The sequence below is a fragment of the Vibrio sp. 10N.239.312.C11 genome (assembly GCF_041466065.1).
In the GTDB taxonomy this organism is placed as follows: Bacteria; Pseudomonadota; Gammaproteobacteria; order Enterobacterales; family Vibrionaceae; genus Vibrio; species Vibrio tasmaniensis_A.
Window position 1 is genome coordinate 53,270 of record NZ_JBFSRZ010000024.1, and the last position, 18,501, is coordinate 71,770.

At 44.5% G+C, this 18,501-nt stretch carries 13 protein-coding genes; 5 read left to right on the forward strand and 8 right to left on the reverse strand.

The genetic code is table 11. The features are described from left to right. The first annotated feature begins 181 nt into the window (after positions 1-181). Positions 182-895 (forward strand): two-component system response regulator TorR, encoded by a 714-nt coding sequence (gene torR, locus AB6D07_RS12270; RefSeq protein WP_009846355.1) that lies wholly within the window; start codon positions 182-184, stop codon positions 893-895. Between the two features lie 91 nt (positions 896-986). Here torR and elyC read toward each other — a convergent pair whose 3' ends face one another. Next, a complete protein-coding gene (elyC, locus tag AB6D07_RS12275; RefSeq protein ID WP_032500870.1) occupies positions 987-1,793 on the reverse strand; it encodes an envelope biogenesis factor ElyC in 807 nt (268 codons plus the stop codon). A gap of 115 nt (positions 1,794-1,908) precedes the next feature. Between elyC and cmoM the strand changes: the two genes are divergently transcribed. The 4 genes from cmoM to mukB all read left to right on the forward strand — a co-directional run bounded on the left by cmoM (position 1,909) and on the right by mukB (position 9,376). Beyond that, positions 1,909-2,694 (forward strand): tRNA uridine 5-oxyacetic acid(34) methyltransferase CmoM, encoded by a 786-nt coding sequence (gene cmoM / locus AB6D07_RS12280; protein WP_009846357.1) that lies wholly within the window; start codon positions 1,909-1,911, stop codon positions 2,692-2,694. 124 nt (positions 2,695-2,818) lie between these two features. Beyond that, complete coding sequence (mukF, locus tag AB6D07_RS12285; RefSeq protein WP_012603619.1) at positions 2,819-4,156, forward strand: chromosome partition protein MukF; 1,338 nt, start codon at positions 2,819-2,821, stop codon at positions 4,154-4,156. After that, a complete protein-coding gene (gene mukE / locus AB6D07_RS12290; protein ID WP_017097715.1) occupies positions 4,137-4,943 on the forward strand; it encodes a chromosome partition protein MukE in 807 nt (268 codons plus the stop codon). Before mukF ends, mukE begins: the two co-directional genes overlap by 20 nt. Beyond that, positions 4,940-9,376 (forward strand): chromosome partition protein MukB, encoded by a 4,437-nt coding sequence (gene mukB, locus AB6D07_RS12295; RefSeq protein WP_029223168.1) that lies wholly within the window; start codon positions 4,940-4,942, stop codon positions 9,374-9,376. The genes mukE and mukB overlap by 4 nt, the downstream gene beginning before the upstream one ends. Positions 9,377-9,681: 305 nt before the next feature. Here mukB and AB6D07_RS12300 read toward each other — a convergent pair whose 3' ends face one another. The 7 genes from AB6D07_RS12300 to AB6D07_RS12330 form a co-directional block, all read right to left on the reverse strand. Further along, positions 9,682-11,577, reverse strand: a complete 1,896-nt coding sequence (locus AB6D07_RS12300) for a methyl-accepting chemotaxis protein (RefSeq protein ID WP_017104277.1) — start codon at positions 11,575-11,577, stop codon at positions 9,682-9,684. Between the two features lie 364 nt (positions 11,578-11,941). Continuing rightward, positions 11,942-12,901, reverse strand: coding sequence for an alpha-L-glutamate ligase-like protein (locus AB6D07_RS12305; RefSeq protein ID WP_012603623.1), 960 nt, complete (start codon positions 12,899-12,901; stop codon positions 11,942-11,944). A gap of 3 nt (positions 12,902-12,904) precedes the next feature. Beyond that, entirely contained in the window at positions 12,905-14,410 is a 1,506-nt protein-coding gene (locus tag AB6D07_RS12310; RefSeq protein ID WP_009846363.1) for an inactive transglutaminase family protein, read from the reverse strand. A 17-nt stretch (positions 14,411-14,427) separates the two neighbouring features. Continuing rightward, positions 14,428-15,168, reverse strand: coding sequence for an ATP-dependent zinc protease (locus AB6D07_RS12315; RefSeq protein WP_009846364.1), 741 nt, complete (start codon positions 15,166-15,168; stop codon positions 14,428-14,430). A gap of 265 nt (positions 15,169-15,433) precedes the next feature. Next, complete coding sequence (gene cmoB, locus AB6D07_RS12320) at positions 15,434-16,405, reverse strand: tRNA 5-methoxyuridine(34)/uridine 5-oxyacetic acid(34) synthase CmoB (RefSeq protein ID WP_009846365.1); 972 nt, start codon at positions 16,403-16,405, stop codon at positions 15,434-15,436. Between the two features lie 182 nt (positions 16,406-16,587). Further along, positions 16,588-17,316 (reverse strand): carboxy-S-adenosyl-L-methionine synthase CmoA, encoded by a 729-nt coding sequence (gene cmoA / locus AB6D07_RS12325; protein WP_017097717.1) that lies wholly within the window; start codon positions 17,314-17,316, stop codon positions 16,588-16,590. A gap of 139 nt (positions 17,317-17,455) precedes the next feature. Beyond that, positions 17,456-18,361 carry a DUF72 domain-containing protein gene (locus AB6D07_RS12330; protein WP_017101018.1) on the reverse strand — a complete coding sequence of 302 codons (906 nt, stop codon included), beginning with the start codon at positions 18,359-18,361 and terminating at the stop codon, positions 17,456-17,458. Positions 18,362-18,501: the final 140 nt, after the last annotated feature.

Genomic DNA, 18,501 nt, shown 5'->3' on the forward strand with positions numbered 1-18,501 from the left:
AAGTTACTCGTTAGTAGTAATGCCTATATTGAATTGCGATGGGGGACAAATAGCAAGGTTTAAGATTGTCTTGTATCAAAAAAAAATCATGTTTCTGGCTTTTATCTTCTGTAGTACTAGAATTGTTACGAGTTATGAATAGAATGGTCACTGAAACTATTAAATAAGAAAAGTGGTGTAGATGAGCTATCACGTATTAGTCGTAGAAGATGATGTGGTAACCCGAAGTAAACTGGTTGGATATTTCCAGAATGAAGGTTACACAGTGAGCGAAGCTGAAAGCGGGGCTCAAATGAGAAAAATGTTAGAAGAAAATAACGTTGACCTCATTATGTTAGACATCAACTTGCCAGGCGAAGATGGATTGATGCTAACTCGCGAATTACGCAGTCAATCAGACATTGGAATAATTTTAGTTACTGGACGCACGGATAGCATTGACAAGATCGTTGGCCTTGAAATGGGCGCAGACGATTACGTTACTAAACCCTTCGAACTTCGCGAGTTGTTGGTTCGAGTTAAAAACCTCTTGTGGCGTATTTCGGCTGCTCGTAAAACTGCAGCGGTTGCGGTAGAACAAACAGAAGACGAATCTGTGGTTCGTTTTGGTGAATGGACGTTTGATATACCTCGCCGTGCGCTAAGCAAGAACAGCGAGCCGGTGAAATTGACCAAAGCTGAATATGAACTATTGGTTGCACTCTCTTCTTACCCTAACCAAGTATTAAGCCGTGAACGTATTTTGAATATGATCAGCCATCGAGTAGACGCGCCGAATGACCGCACTATCGACGTGTTAATCCGTCGTATGCGTGCAAAAATGGAGTTTGACCCTAAGAACCCACAAATTTTTGTGACGGTTCACGGTGAAGGTTACATGTTTGCTGGTGACTAATTTCCCGTGGAAAGCTGATTTCAGTAACGATACTTGAACGAAAAAAAACCGAGACATCAATGATGCCTCGGTTTTTTTGTTACTGAACTTTTTAATTGTTTACCGTCGGAGTAGTGCTCTCGACAGGGTCATTACTTGTGTCTAGCCAATCTCGCAAGCTTTGCCAAACTAATCCCATCGTCTCATGCCAATAGCGCTCAGTCTGCTCGAGATAGATAGCCTTAGGCATATACTTATTCCATGGTTCAACAATCCCTTCTTGTGCAAGGTAGTTGGTTGGTGCTGGTAATGGTTTCATGCCCGCGGCATTGAATTCATTAAGTGCGCGAGTCATATGGCTAGCTGATGTCACGAGCACCATTTTCTTATTCTTAACGAATGCAGCGGCTTGGCGAGCTTCTTCCCACGTATCTTTCGCAGTTTCAAGCAGAATGATATCGGGTTTTGCCACGCCGAGTGCTAGCGCTACTTTAGCCATCATTTTGGCGTTGCTCACCTCAGTGCCTGCGCCATAACCAGACAAAATGAGTTTAGCTCCAGGGTAAAGACGTAAGATACGAATCCCTTCACTTAAGCGCATCAGACCGGTGCGGCTAAGTTCTGATGTTGGTGGGATTTGGTCATCAACAACGTGACCACTTCCAAGAACCATAATGTAATCGACGGTATCATCGATAGGTAAAAAAGCGGTGTGTTGCCTTTCCATTGGCATTAAAAGTTGACTAGAAACAGGCTGGAAAGCGATTAGGAAAATACCACAGAGGGCTGAAAGGGTAATTAGGCAACCTGTCTTCCTTTTTGCAGTAAACATCACTAGGGCTAAACCCAGAAAAGCGAGAATTAACATTGCTGGCAGTGGCATCAGTAACGAAGACACTACTTTTTTCAGCTCAAACATATCCGAATAGTCCGAAAAAACATCACTTAGTAGTAAAAAGAGACATCGCCTCTTTATTCCTGAAATTCCTGTGACAGAATAGCAGGCACGATAGGACATAATAACTCAAGTAGCCGTGACTGAAGACCGTAATTTCGACGATATTGCCCACAAATTTGCAAAAAACATATACGGCTCTGACAAAGGAGAGATCCGTCAGTGCATCGTATGGGAAGATTTAGAACAAGCTTTGAGCAAGTTTGATCAATCCGCTTCGCCGCTGCATGTCCTTGATGCAGGCGGTGGACTTGCACAGATGTCACAAAAAATTGCGACACTAGGCCACAACGTTTCTCTGTGCGACCTCTCCTCTGAAATGTTGAAGCTCGCAGAAGAAAGTATCAGCGAAGCGGGTTTGCTCGAGCAATATCGATTTATTCATTCTCCGGTACAAAAAGTGGCAGAGCATCTCGAAGAGAAAGTCGATTTTGTGATGTTTCATGCCGTAATGGAATGGCTAGCAGACCCCAAACAGGCACTTGATTTATTGTTGGAACAAGTAAAACCCGGTGGTATTGCCTCGATAATGTTTTACAACCACCATGGTTTAGTCCTGAAAAATGTGATTTGTGGCAACATTCCTCATGTATTGAATGGGATGCCACATCGAAAAAGGTTTAAGCTGCAACCACAAAAAGGCTTGAAGCCTGAAGAGGTTTATCAATGGATAGAAGACGCTGGTCTAGATATCTGTGGTAAATCAGGCATTCGCTCTTTCAGTGACTACATAGGTAATATGGAGTACATGGGTGATTACCAATTTGAAGATGTGTTGGAACTAGAGAAACAGCTATGTCGCCAAGAGCCATATCTGTCGCTAGGCCGTTATATTCACGTTTGGGCTCAAAAACCTGCGCAATAACAGCGGTGAATGTGGTAAAAGAAGCCACAACATGCGCTATGCCATCGTAAGAAGCCGCGTCATAAAGAAATAGGCGTCATATCTAATACGTTCGATATGACGAACAACAGTAACAGGAACCACAATGAGTGAAATGACTCAAACTGCCGAAGAGCAGCCAATTGATGAGTTGGTGGGCTGGGTCAAGCAGCATGATTTTTCATTAAACTTGCCACCAGAGCGCTTAGCATTTTTGATTGCTATCGCCGTATTAAGCAATGAAAGGTTCGATGAAGAGTTGGGCGAGGGTGAACTGCACGATGCATTCACTATTGTCACTCGACTGTTTGAAGATACTGGCGAAGCGTCTGCGTTTCGTGCCAACAACGCTATCAATGAGTTGGTTAAACAGAAGTTGATCAGCCGCTTTACCAGCGAAATCACAGATGGTGCAAGCATTTATCGCTTATCGCCATTGGCGATTGGTATCTCAGATTATTACTTACGTCACCGCCAGTTTTCTAAATTAAAACTGTCTATCCAGCTTTCTATGGTTGCCGATGAGATGGCAAAAGCCATTGAAGCCGCCCAGAAAGGTGGAACTCCGGGACATTGGAGAAGGAATGTGTACGGCGTGCTCAAGTATTCTGTTGGCGAAATTTTTGATCAGATCGATCTCAACCAGCGGGTTATGGATGAACAGCAACAAACCGTCAAGCAGCAAATTGCGGATCTGTTAAATAAAGATTGGCGAGAAGCAATCAACAACTGTGAGTCTTTGCTATCAGAAACCTCAGCCACGCTAAAAGAGTTGCAAGACACCTTGCAAGCGGCGGGTGATGAACTGCAAACCCAGATTCTTGATATTCAAGAAATTGTTTATGGTGACGATGAGCTCGAGTTCGTTGGCGAAACCCTATTTGGTTTGCAAATGAAGCTAGACCGAATCACCAGTTGGGGCCAACAAGCGATTGATTTGTGGATCGGCTACGATCGCCACGTGCATAAATTTATCCGTACCGCGATCGATATGGATAAAAACCGTGCCTTTAGCCAACGCTTGCGTCAGTCAGTCACTGACTACTTTGATGCGCCTTGGTTATTGACCTACGCAGACGCAGAAAAACTCACGGATCTTCGCGATGAAGCACTTGTGCTCCGTGATGACGAAGTGATGGGGCAAGCCCCAATCGACGTAGAATACGAAGAATTTGAGCAAGTGAACGATCTACTTTCAGAACGAATCGGAGATATGTTGAAAGCTCACAAACAGCAAGGTGCGCCAATTGATCTTGGCCTTGTGCTGCGTGATTACCTCGCAGCGCACCCTCGCACACACCATTTTGATTTAGCCAGAATTGTTGTCGACCAAGCCGTTCGCTTAGGTTACTCAGAGTCTGACTATCAGGCTATTCAGCCAGATTGGCAGGCAATCAACGATTTCGGTGCAAAGGTACAAGCAAATGTCATTAACAAGTACTGATGATTACATGCCAGAGAAACTGGTAAAAGCGATAGCGAACCCATTGTTTCCTGCGCTAGATAGCATGTTGCGTTCAGGCAAGCATGTTTCAACAGAAGACCTCGATAACCATGCGTTGCTTTCTGATTTTGAAGTTGAGCTTCAGCATTTTTATCAACGCTACAATACGGAACTGGTAAAAGCGCCTGAAGGTTTCTTCTATCTGCGCCCGCGTTCTACGTCTTTAATTGGTCGTAGTGTGTTGTCTGAGCTCGACATGCTGGTTGGCAAAGTATTGTGTTTCTTATACCTAAGCCCAGAGCGTTTGGCTCATGAAGGCATCTTCACCAATCAAGAGTTGTTTGATGAACTGATGTCGTTAGCGGATGAGAAAAAACTCATGAAGCTAGCAACCAACCGTGCGTCTGGTTCTGACTTAGACAAAGAAAAGCTGTTTGAAAAAGTACGTACTTCTTTACGCCGTTTACGTCGTATCGGCATGCTGATCGTGATTGGTGAAACAGGTAAATTCCGTATCAGCGAAGCGGTGTTCCGTTTTGGTGCAGATGTTCGTGTTGGCGATGATATGAAAGAAGCGCAATTACGACTTATTCGTGATGGTGAAGCTGTTGTTCATACTCAAGAACCTAACCAAGGTAGCTTGTTGAATGAAGAGCAAACGGAAGCCGTATCAGAAGTTGAACTAAACGTGGACGAAAACGGTCAACAAGACATTTTTAACGATCAAGCCGGCTTTGACCTTGAGTCAAACGATGGCGAACAAACAAAAGTAGAAGGTGAAGCATGATTGAAAGAGGTAAGTATCAATCATTAACCATGATCAACTGGAACGGTTTCTTTGCGCGTACTTTTGATATTGATGGATTGGTTACAACGCTTTCTGGCGGTAACGGTGCGGGTAAGTCGACCACAATGGCGGCATTCATCACTGCACTGATCCCTGACCAAAGCCTTCTGCATTTCCGTAATACAACGGAAGCGGGCAGTTCACAATCATCACGCGACAAAGGTCTTTACGGTAAGCTTCAACCTGGCGCATGTTACGCCGCGCTAGATGTTGTGAACTCTCGTAATCAACGCCTATTGTTTGCAGTAAAACTGCAGCAAGTTGCGGGTCGTGATAAGAAGGTCGACATCAAACCGTTTGTAATCCAAGGCCTTCCAAGCCATGTGAAGCCAACGGATGTATTGATCCAGAACGTTTCAGACAGCCACGCTCGTGTGTGTCAACTGAACGACGTGAAAGCAGCGGTAGCGCAATATGAAGGGGCGCACTTTAAAGCCTTTTCTTCGATTGTTGATTACCACTCACAGATGTTTGAATACGGTGTGGTACCGAAGAAACTGCGTAACAGCAGCGACCGTTCTAAGTTCTACCGTCTGATTGAAGCATCGCTTTACGGTGGTATTTCTAGTGCGATTACGCGTTCTCTGCGTGATTACCTTCTACCGCAAAATGGTGGCGTGAAGAAAGCATTCCAAGACATGGAATCAGCACTACGCGAAAACCGCATGACGCTAGAAGCGATCAAAACGACTCAGTCGGATCGTGACTTGTTCAAGCACTTGATCACTGAATCTACGAACTACGTGGCAGCAGATTACATGCGCCATGCCAACGATCGTCGCAACAAGCTTGATCAAACGATGAAGTTCCGTGGTGAACTGTTTGGTTCTCGCGAAACCTTGCTTGATCAAAACAACTTGTTGAACCGCGTTCAAGAAGAGCTTGAGCTGTTGGTCGATCAAGAATCGGCACTAGAGCAAGATTATCAAGCGGCTTCGGATCATCTTCAATTGGTTCAAACTGCACTTCGTCAGCAAGAGAAAATTGCTCGCTACAGTGAAGATCTAGAAGAGCTTAATGAGCGTCTAGAAGAACAGATGATGGTAGCTGAAGAAGCTCAAGAACGAGTACTTCTTGCTGAAGAACAGGCAACCATTACTGAAGAAGAAGTGGATAGCCTGAAAACTCAGCTTGCTGACTACCAACAAGCGTTGGATGTTCAGCAGACTCGTGCGCTTCAATACCAACAAGCGGTTCAAGCATTAGAGAAAACTAAGCAGCTACTTGATGATGAGTCTATTACGGCAGAAAGCGCATTAACTCTGGTTTCTGAGCTAAAAGCACAAGAAGAATCAAGCACTCAAACGTTACTGTCGACTAAGCATAAACTAGACATGTCTTCTGCTGCGTCTGCGCAGTTCGACAAAGCGCTCGCTCTTGTTAAAAGCATCGTTGGTGACGTTGAGCGTAAAGAAGCGTCTAACAGTGCTAAGCAAGCGTTAGAAAAAGGCCGTAACGCAAAACACGTTGTTGAAAACGAACAACAGTGGCGTGCTCAGCACCGCGACATGGCTCGTGATGTGGCGCAGCAGCGTCAAGCAAAAGAGCTTGCGACTGAATACCAAAAGCAACACAACATCTCACTGACTGACGAAGCGGTTTTCGATGAAGAACGTGAACGCCATGCAATGCAGATCGATTCTCTTGAGTACGCTCAAGAAGAGCTGCGTGAAGCGAAGAGTGAGCAACGTCGTGTGCAACAAAACCACGACCAAGAGATTCAAAAACTTGAGTCTATTGCTCCAACGTGGATCACGGCGAACGACGCACTTGAAGCCCTAAGAGATCAAACAGAAGCTGAGCTAGAAGATAGCCAAGCAGTAATGACTCAAATGCAGCAAGTGCTTGAAGACGAAAAATCTCAAGCGGTAGCGAAAGATCAATTGGCGACGCGCCGTTCTGAACTTGAACAAGAGATAGAGCGTTTAGCTTCTCCGGGTGGCTCTAACGATCCTCGCCTGAAAGGTCTGGCGGATACGCTTGGTGGCGTGCTGCTTTCTGAGATCTACGATGACATCACGATTGGCGATGCACCGTACTTCAGTGCGATGTACGGCCCGGCTCGTCACGCAATTGTGGTTTCGGACCTTGATGGCATTAAAGAGAAGCTGGTGGATCTTGATGATTGTCCAGAAGATCTTTACATCCTAGAAGGCGATGTAGATGCGTTTGATGACAGCTCGTTCAATGCCGATGAGCTTGAAGGTGCGGTGTGTGTTCAGCTGAACGATCGCCAAATGCGTTACTCGCGCTTCCCTGAGATTCCATTGTTTGGCCGTGCGGCTCGTGAGCAACGCCTAGAGAAATTGCGTGAAGAGCGTGACGTTGTGGTAGAAAACCATGCCAAAGCTGCGTTTGACTCTCAGAAACTGAATCGCCTATACCAAGCATTTAACAGCTTTGTTGCTAAGCATCTGCACGTTGCGTTTAACGCAGATCCAGAACAAGCACTGGCTGCTATTCGTGATAAGCGTAATCAAATTGTTCGTTCTCTGGCTGAGCTTGACTCTAAAGAGCAACAACAACGCAGTCAGCTTCTACAAAGCAAGCAAGCACTTGGTGCACTAGACAAATTGGCACCAATGGTTCGTATTCTTGAAGACGAAACATTAGCTGAGCGTCTCGCTGAATTAGAAGCACAACTAGAGCGTCTAAGCGAAGCTAAGTCTTACTTGAACACTCATGGCAAAGCACTTACTTCATTAGAGCAAATCGTTTCTGCACTCGATGCTGACCCAGAGCAATTCGAAGCTTTGGAAGCCGAGTATCGTCAGGCGGACAGCGCGTTACAAACTCTAAAAGGTAAAGTGTTTGCTCTTTCTGACTTAATCGAACGTCGTCACTACTTTGCTTACGCAGATTCTGTTGACCTGCTTAACAAGAGCAGCGAACTGAGCGAACAACTGAAAGCGAAGTTGGTTCAAGCAGAACAAGCACGAGCTAAAGGCCGCGATGGCTTGAAGCAAGCTCGCGAACAGATGAACCAGTACAACCAAGTATTGGCAGCACTGAAGAGCTCGCACCAAGCGAAGCAAGAGACGGTTCAAGAGTTCAAGCAAGAGCTACAAGAGTTCGGTGTTAACGCTGATGAAGGTGCTGAAGAGCGCGCGGTTCGTCGTCGTGACGAGCTTCAAGAGCGTTTGCATACTTCTCGTAGCCGTAAGAGTGAATACGAACGCACGATTACCTCAACTGAACTTGAGATGAAAGCGCTGGCTAAGCGTCTTAAGAAAGTTCAGAAAGAGTACACAGAGCTTCGTACCTTCGTTGTTGCAGCAAAATCCGGCTGGTGTTCAGTACTGCGTTTAGCTCGTGAGAATGACGTTGAACGTCGTCTGCACAAACGTGAACTGGCTTATTTAACGGCGGGCGAACTTCGCTCTATGTCGGATAAATCACTGGGTGCGCTACGTCTGGCTGTAGCTGACAATGACGACCTGCGTGATTCGCTGCGTCTCTCTGAAGACAACGCACATCCAGAGCGTAAGGTTCTGTTTTACATTGCGGTTTACCAACACCTTCGAGAGCGCATTCGCCAAGACATCATTCATACGGATGATCCGGTTGAAGCAATCGAAGAGATGGAAGTAGAGCTAGCTCGACTAACAGAAGAACTGACGCAGCGTGAAAACCGCTTAGCGATCAGCTCTGAGTCGGTAGCAAGTATCATAAAGAAAACGATTCAGCGCGAGCAGAACCGTATTCGTATGCTCAACCAAGGTCTGTCTAACATTTACTTTGGTCAGGTTAAGGGCGTGCGTCTGAACGTTAAGATCCGTGAAAGCCACGAGATCTTGCTATCAGGGCTAGCGACTCAACAAGATCAACACAAAGACTTGTTTGAATCAACGCGCTTTACCTTCTCTGAAGCGATGGCGAAGTTGTTCCAACGTGTCAATCCACATATCGATATGGGTCAACGTTCTCCGCAAGTTCTTGGTGAAGAGTTACTGGATTACCGTAACTACCTAGAGCTGAGTGTTGAAGTTAACCGTGGTTCAGACGGTTGGTTACAAGCGGAATCGGGTGCATTGTCTACGGGTGAGGCGATCGGTACTGGTCAATCAATCCTATTGATGGTTATTCAGAGCTGGGAAGAAGAGTCACGTCGACTTCGTAGTAAAGACATCGTTCCATGTCGTTTGTTGTTCCTTGATGAAGCCGCTCGTCTGGATTCTAAGTCGATCTCTACGCTGTTTGAACTGTGTGACCGTTTAGGTATGCAACTTCTGATTGCTGCGCCAGAGAACATTAGCCCAGAGAAAGGTACAACCTACAAACTGGTACGTAAGGTCTTCAAAGACCACGAACACGTACACGTTGTTGGTCTGCGTGGTTTTGCTAAAAACAAACCGGTATCTCCTGTTCAATAGCTTATCGAAACCCCTTAGAAGCGTAATCTATCTACCGTAAATTAATGGCCTCGAAGTATACACTTCGGGGCTTTTTTTGTTTGGCAGCTTCACGGGTCTCGTATTCTTTTGGTGAGGGTGGTATTCCTGAGCTATTTAAAATGACTGACTGTGATTGGCATGACTCAGCCTGAACTTATTACCATATAAAAAACCGCCTTCTCAGAAGAGAAGGCGGTTTTAATTACGTTATCTTTTTTTAAGCCGAAGATTTTGATACTTAGGCTTTAACGTATAGGTTGTCGGTACGTTTAGCTTATCTAAGATTAGATCTTAAACATCTTTATCGTTTGATGCAGTTCGTCCGAAACATTATTAACATTTTGCGCTGTTTGAACATTTTGCTGGACGTCATCGACAGTCGCTCGCGCCAAATCATTTACATTCACTACATTTTCGTTGATTTCAACGGCTACTTGCGATTGTTCTTCCGCTGCCGCTGCAATCTGGTTGTTCATGTCTTGAATTGTCCCAATCTCATGCTGAATAGTATTCAGCATTTGACTCGCTTGATCTGACTTTTCACGAGTTACTTTAGCTGTTTCCGCATTTTCAACCATAAGCTCAACAGATTGTTTTGCTTGAGTTTGAAGTGATGAAATCATGGTTTGTATTTCGTTCGTGCTTTCTTGTGTCTTGTTAGCGAGGTTACGCACCTCGTCAGCCACGACGGCGAAGCCGCGACCTTGCTCACCCGCTCGAGCTGCTTCAATTGCTGCGTTTAATGCCAGCAAGTTTGTTTGCTCAGCAATACCTCGGATAACATCAAGTATGCTACCTACATTTTGAGTTTCTTTTTCAACACCAAGAATCGAATCTTGAACCTGCTCAATATTCGTTACAAGTAAGCTGATTTGCTGGTTCATGTCACCCACAGTCTCAAGACCTGACTGAGATGAAAGGCTTGCCTCATTGGATGATGATGATGATGCCTGCATCGCATTTTGAGCCACTTCCGCAACAGTCGCGGTCATCTGATTCATCGCGGTTGCAACTTGCTCTAGCTGCATCATTTGCTCTTCTGATGAGGTACTTAACTGATTTGAAGAGGTCTCAAGAGATGAAGATTGTGATGAGAGAGAGTTTGAAGACTGCTCAATATTGCCAATAATGCCTTGGAGGTTACCTGCCATTTCAAGAGTTGAACGGTAGATCCCCGTTTCATCGCCATTTAATTTAGGGATGTTGGTCAGGTCTCCTGCCGAGATTCGACTAACAAGAGCTTCGATGTATTGTGGCTCTCCGCCAATAGGACGATACATTAATCGGGTGACTAATAAGAATGTTATTCCGGTTGCCATAACCGCGAAAATTAGACCAACTACAGTATTTATTTTCACCATCGCATTTGAAGGCGCTTCAATGTCGTCCCAACTTGCCCAAGCCCAGGTATTCCAACCTAATGACTCAATTTGAGACGAAACGACATAAAAGTCGCCTTTATCTGGAACATTGTAAGAGTGCTCACTGGTCATCTTACTACCGTGTTCACGGTATGATGGTCGAAGATCGTAGATATTTTTACCAATAAAATCTTCATAGCTAGCGGCAACAAGGAAACCATCTTGGCGAGAGACAAATAAGTTTGGCTCTTCAGATAGCTCGTTTATATAGTCTGTAATATCACTCATTTTAAGACTAAGGCCAATCACTGCTTTCGTTTCGCCCCTGGCTTTAAATGGAATAACAACTGACATAGTTAAATGCCCTGTTGTTGCTAGGTAAGGGTTAGTTACTGATCGTTTTGCACCTGAAAACCCAAGGTTGAACCATTCGCGTTGTTTTTGCTTAGCATTAAAATTAGGAATGATACCTTGATTTTTAACGTCGTAAGTTTTGCCATCAGGAAGACCGATGTAAATATTAAGAACACCAAGAGATTCTTTACTGTTCGTCATCATTTTCAACAGCATCGGGTTGATCATGATGTTACCGGATCTATCAGTATGGATACTGGTTGAAATGCTTTCCAAAGCGCCGAAATACGCTTCCATTTTCCCTTCGACAGCTTTGGCTACAAGAAACGATTTCGTAGACAAGTTATGACGGTAGTCATCCGTGGTGGCAGACTTAAATTCGAAATATCCTATCGTAGATATAACTAAAATCGTTAAACAGATTAGGCCGCTAATTGTTAGCATAATCTTATTTTTGACGGTCATCAGAGCATATCCTTAACAGTTGTTGCTTATTTTATTGACTAAATTATCTGTATGCTAACATAGGGTTACAATTTATTTGTTGGTCGTTTTGTAAGGGAACGTCGTTACAAACAAGCAGTGTGAATACTTATGCGTGGGATTTACAGTGAATAGGGTATCTACACAAATTTGATGGGTTTTAATTGATTTTGATGGTGCGTATTTTTCTACTTCCTAGGCGGAATTAGCACAAATAAGTACCTTTTAATCTATTTTTGGTGTGAATGTGTTGCTGAAGTAAGCGTATAGAAAGGATTGGGATGCAAGGGGAGATAACCCCAAACACCCCAAATTTTGGCCTAAAATTTAAGTGACAAAATTTTGACTAGTTGTGACCGAACTGTTTTGCAGCGTAAGCAACACGCTCCGCAGGTTTTGGATATTCAGCAGGCGTGCCAAGGTTTTCAATATGATGCAGTCTAGGAAGTAGCCCCGCGCCGTTCGCGATTTGGATAGCTAAACCAGGTCGAGCATTAAGTTCTAGTACCATAGGGCCTTCTTCTTGGTCTAATACCATGTCAGTACCCATATAGCCTAAGCCCGTCATTTCCCAAGCACTTGATGCTAGAGTTAACAGCTTTTCCCAGTGAGGAACTTGTAATAACGCGAGTTCTTTACCCGTATCTGGATGGTGTGTAACAGGCTGATCGAACTGAACCGCTCGAACCGCTTTACCTGTCGCAATGTCTATACCCACACCAACAGCACCTTGGTGCAAGTTAGCCTTACCATCTGAATCTGAAGTGGACAGACGCATCATCGCCATCACAGGGTAGCCTTTGAATACGATGATTCGTACGTCTGGCACACCTTCGTAGCTGAAGCCTTCAAAACACTCATCAAACTTGATGAGGTTTTCAACTACGGCCACATCGTTCTTGCCACCCAGCGAGAAAAGGCCCGCGAGCGCGTTACTGATATGGCGCTCTACATCTTCTTCATTGATAGTAGAACCCGATGGTTTGGTGTAAACCCCATCTTTATGAGAGATCACAACAAGGATGCCTTTACCACCACTGCCTTGAGCGGGCTTGATTACAAAGCCCGGCCACTCTTTAACCATCTTGTGGATTGTTTTTACTTCAGCTTGGTGACTAATAACGCCAATAAGCTTTGGCACGGTGGCGCCAGCCTGTTCAGCAATGATTTTAGTCTTAAGCTTGTCATCAACGAGTGGGTACTTGGAACGATCATTGTAGCGGCCAATATAACTATGGTTACGCTTGTTCATTCCCATTATGCCTTTGTCTTTCAACTTAAACGGTGAAGTAAATTGATCAAACATAACTTAGTCCTCCGCTAGCGGTTTAAAGCGACGAAGCTCGGTTAGACGGTAGCCTGTGTAGTTACCTAGTAACAAGATGGTCGCTAGAATAACAAGCTGTAAACCAATAAAGTTAAACGTTAAGTGCTGAATGAACGGGTTAGTCATACCTAAGTAAACAAGCACCGCGGTAAATAGAGAGCCGCCACCTTGAAGTACAACTTCTTTCGCGCCTTCTTCTTCCCAAAGGATAGACATACGTTCGATAGTCCAAGACAAGATAATCATTGGGAAGAACGTAATTGATAGGCCTTCTGTAAGTCCGATTTTAAACGCGACTACAGTAAATATCGAAATAATCATAATTACTGTAATAATTACAGCGGATATCCTGGCCACGAGCAATAGGTTGAGTTTGGATAAGTAACTTCGTATTACAAGACCGGTACCGACAATCAGTAGGAAGCCAACAATACCGGTAACCAACTGTGTTTGAACGAATGCCACAGCAATCAGAACGGGCATGAACGTACCAGAAGTCTTAAGACCTATGATGACACGTAGGAACACAACAATCAGAGCACCGATAGGAATCAGCATGATGGTTTTAAACATCGCTTGCTCTTCTAGCGGTAGACTATGAATGGAAAGGTTTAACAGTTGATCCGCTGATACTTTACTGTTGGTTGCTTCAGTTGGAGTAACTTCCTGAGCAATCATAGAGAAGTGAACTTTACTGTTCTGACCGCCAACCACGTCTAATAGAGATACATTTGATTCATCCCAAATTAACAGGTTTGGTTGAACTTGCTGCTCGCTAGATTCAGGAGAGAATAGAACCCACTGGTTATTATCCCAAATTTGGTTCATGTGTTGGATTGATTGGCGACGACGTCCGTCTTCCAGTTCAATAACACCGACGACTTTGTTGTGGATTTTAGCGGCAGAAAGTAGCTTGTGTGTCGCTTCCACTTTGGTCATGTTATTCAGAATCAGCGCTGAGTTTTGGCTGTCTGGATCGTTAAGCGTTTTGATTAACTCACGAGTAAAGGTGATGTTGTCTGCTGAGCGCTTGGTTGCTCTGTCAATCAAAGCAAGGGCCGCGGCTTCTTCAGGACCATCAAAGCTTGGTTGAGCCACATCACCTTCTGGAGGTGTTGAGGTAACGTTCGCTTGGCTATCGACTAAGAACTGTGTCTTGTAGTAGATAGTCTGCGGACCATCTGCGTGACGAATTGACCACTCAGCACGGCGACCTGAATCTGTATTCAAGTATGAAATGCCGTAGCCTGGTGATGAAGCTGACTCGCCGATAAGTGTAAAGTTAGACTGTGTGTGAGGTGCGGCTAGTGAAACTTTTGCTTCTTTGCCCACTGCATTGAATTCGATACGAGCTTCAATGTCCCAAACCTGATTAGTTTCGCCTGGAGTCCAGGGTACACCGTAGGTTGTATGTCTGAACATACTCAGAGTTATACCTGCCACGATGAGCAGGAATATAGAAATATAAAATGGAATTCTTGACGTCATAGCTTACCCTACTATTGTTATTTAACTTCCGTTTGTACGTACTTTTTACTTACATCTACTAGCGCTATGTCTTTGATAAATTCGCGCCCTAGTAATACAGGGTGACTCATTTGAGAGCGATCCGCCAATGTAAATTGCGCTTTTTCATGGATTTTTCCGACTTTTACCCATAATTCGATCACAGCTCGACGTTCTGTTTGATCATTCGTCGATTGACGGATTTTCACATAACGTACAACGGGCGCTTCGATCCATTTTTGGTCTTCTTTTGCTTGTGCTTTATCTGCCAAATGGAACTTAACCCAATCTTTACCGTTGCGTTCGAATTCTTTGATGTCGACGGCATTTAAAGAAGAGGTGGTTGCGCCAGTATCAACACGAGCATCGAAGCTTTGTTTGATAGAGTCGATCGATACTTTTTCAATACCGCCTAGAATAGTCGGCTGTGATGTAGGAGCGGTAGGTGCAGCTGCAACGGCAACAGGCTCGGCTTCTTTTAGCTCTTCAATGACCCTGTGTTCCATACTGGTCAGGTGAACATCTAATTGACTAGAAAGAGTGGTAATTTCGTCTTCCAAGCTTTCAATATAATCACTTTGATTACTTAGCTGCAGTTCAAGATTTTGAACCTTGTTTGCGATGTTTGTCTCTGAGCGGGAAATAGCGTCGAGAGTTTCTTGATGGTAGGTAGCACCGCTCGTGAGGGTGCAACCAGAGAGCAAACCAACCGCCACGATAGGCGATAATCGCTTAAACATATAAAAACCTTTGGAAATTAGAGAATAGTTCAGACTATTTAGAAGTTTATCCCACAAAAAAGGATGCGTGAAGCATCCTATTGTAAGAGTCTGGTCATATTGAATCGCAATGTGAGCGCTACGAAAATTATTGTCACTTAAGGGCGCTCACTTATTAAACATGAGCGCAACTTTTGTACAATTAGTTCTCTTTTTTATCAAAATTCCCACATATAAATAACGGTGGCTGTATGACGACAGAGCTTATGGTTTTGTGTAACAGAGCTTAAGGTTTTGTCGCTACTAGAATCGCACGCCTTGGTGCTGGGTGACCTTCTACGGTTTTACTTGGATCATTAGGGTCTAAGTAATCCGGTAGAGAGTTGTGTGTCATCCACTCCGTTGTGCGTTGTTCGCCAATCGTTGTAACATTTTCATCAACGATACGCACGTCTTCAAAGCCTACCTGTTCAAGCCAGCGTTTCAGTGCGCGTGCAGATGGGAAGAAGTAAACGTTTCTCATTTGCGCGTAGCGATCTACAGGCACAAGAACAGCGTTTTCGTCACCTTCAATCACTAACGTTTCAAGTACCAGTTCGCCACCAGATACCAATTGGTCTTTTAGTTGAATCAAATGATCAAGTGGTGAACGGCGGTGGTAAAGCACGCCCATGCTGAATACAGTGTCGTAAGCTTCCAGTTTTGGCAGTTGCTCAATACCTAGAGGTAATAGGTGAGCACGTTGGTCGTCGCCCATCAATTTACGAATGGCTTCAAACTGAACCAAGAATAAGTGAGAAGGGTCGATACCCACCGTTAAGCGAGCACCTTCACCTAGCATGCGCCACATGTGGTAGCCGTTGCCACAACCTACATCGAGAACCGAACGGTTTTTCAATGGAGAGATATGTGGAAGCACACGATCCCATTTCCAGTCACTGCGCCATTCTGTATCGATGTGAATGTCGTGAACTGTGTAAGGGCCTTTTCTCCAAGGGTGGAAAGTCTTCAGTAAGCTTTCTAACTTTTTAAGTTCACCCGTGTGGAACGGTGTAGAGCTGCCAATCGTCACTGAGTTTTTCAGATCAACTTGATCAGGTACACCTTGCGGGATTTTATTCAGTGCACGTAACCAACGGTCGAAGTCGCCGTGTTCTGCATTTTGCCAATCCGTCAGCTGTTGAGGAAGAACATTAAGCCACGGCTGAAGGCGAGTGTCTTGGGCAATGAGTTGATAAAAATTGGCAAAATTAAACATAGTTTTTCACTGAGTTAATAGGGTCAATAAACCCTAAAATAGAAATTAAATTTGTCATTCCCTACAGTGAGGGACGAACATGATAGGGAGTCTCGGTTTATCGTACTTGATAGAGATCCCCAACTCGCTCGTTCCTCGCTCTTGAGGATGACGTTTTAGTACTAGCTGACTGGGTATGTGCGCTATTTAATCGCGAACATTGAACCGAAGTTGAAGCATTGGAACCACACTTCGCTACTTGAGAAGCCAATCTTTTCAAAACGTTGCTTGTGAACTGTAATCGAGTCAGGACGCATCACGTTTTCAATTGCGCTACGTTTCTGGCTGACTTCAAGCTCGCTGTATCCGTTTGCACGCTTGAAGTCATGGTGCAGGTCGATAAGCAGTTCATTTGAACTTTCGTCTTCGAATACGTACTTTTCAGAAAGGATTAAGATTCCGCCCGGGCGTAAGCCTGCATGAATTTTTTCAAGCAGAGCGTATCGGTCGTCAGGAGACAGAAATTGCAGTGTAAAGTTAAGCACCACAACAGAGGCGTCTTTGATTTCCACTTCACGGATGTCGGCTTCAATCACTTCTACCGGTGTGTCACTGCGGTAGGCGTTTACATGCAGCTTACAGCGTTCAACCATGGCTTCTGAATTATCGATAGCGAAAATCGTGCAGCCTTCTTGCTGAATGTGACGACGCATAGAAAGTGTCGCAGCACCAAGCGAGCAGCCAAGATCGAAAATATTTGAATGTGGCTTTACAAAGCGTTCAGCCAGCATGCCGATTGCAGAGATGATATTGCTATAACCAGGCACCGAGCGTTGAATCATATCCGGAAATACTTCAGCAACCCTTGCATCAAAGGTGAAGTCTCCAATTTTATCAATAGGAGCGGAAAAGATATTGTCTGTGTTGCTCATGGCATTTTCTCTCGACAGTCAGCGTAATTGGCACAAAATTCATACCAAATAAAAGGGGACGTATTTTACGTAAAAAAATGGCTTGTGTCACGAAAACTGAGATTGATGAAAGTGAACGTGTGTTAGTAGTTGTTTACTATCAAAACATCGAGATTTGATGGTCGCCTTTTTGAGCAGGAAACTCCGCCAAATTAGGCAAGGTTATCTTTGTGTGTTCAGCAACTTGCGTCTGTAATTGCTTATAGATAGCAATCGCCAACTCAGGGGCGTGATTATTGTCTGGGGTGTGGATCATTAAATAAGGTTGTTTTCCTTCGTTTAACCAAGTCGGTAATTTCGCGAACCAAGGTTTAAAGAAAGCCAGATTGGGTTCCTGATCTGGATGACCAATAAAGCGAACCATCGGATTGTTTGCCGTCGCAATGGCATGAACCGGAACACGTGGTTTCTTTTGATGCGCGTCGATCACCGCTTCTGTGGTTGGTGGTGCGGAGAAAACAGGACGGCTATCCATAATGATGCGATTGATCCCTTCTTCTATCAACCAATGATTGAAACGTTTTTCGGCATCGCCTTTATCAAAGAAACCAAGGTGACGAACTTCAACGCCGAGCTGCATGTCTTTTGGAAACAAGGTACAAAATTTTTGCAGGGCAGGAAGCATGCTGGGTTCGAAGCTATGGGGCAATTGAATCGTCCACTGACCAATGCGCCTAAGTAGGGGCGACATGGTGAGCAGAAATTCTTTGAGTTCGGCTTGGCAATGTTTTAAGTGCTGCTGGTGGGTGATGAACTTAGGCAGCTTAAAAGTAAACTTGAAATCATCGTGACTCGCGGCTTTCCAGTTATTGACCGTTGAGACACTGGGTGTCGCATAGAAAGTCGTGTTGCCTTCAACGGTATGAAAAACTTGGGTGTATTTTTCTAAGCGCTCAGCGGGTTTTGTTCCTTTGCCATAAAACTGACTTTGCCACTCAGAATGAGACCACATTGTTAACCCAAGTCTTAGAGGTAAAGTTTCTGTTGTTATTACACGAGCATCCATCTATTACACCGTTATTTATCACGCCATCAGTCATTACAAAAAAGTTTTTGGGTTGAAATTAGGGCGTGTTGATCTTTCGAGCTGGTTTTTGCAGCGAGTTGCTGGGTATTTATACAAGGCAGAGGCTTTGATGTGTAGCT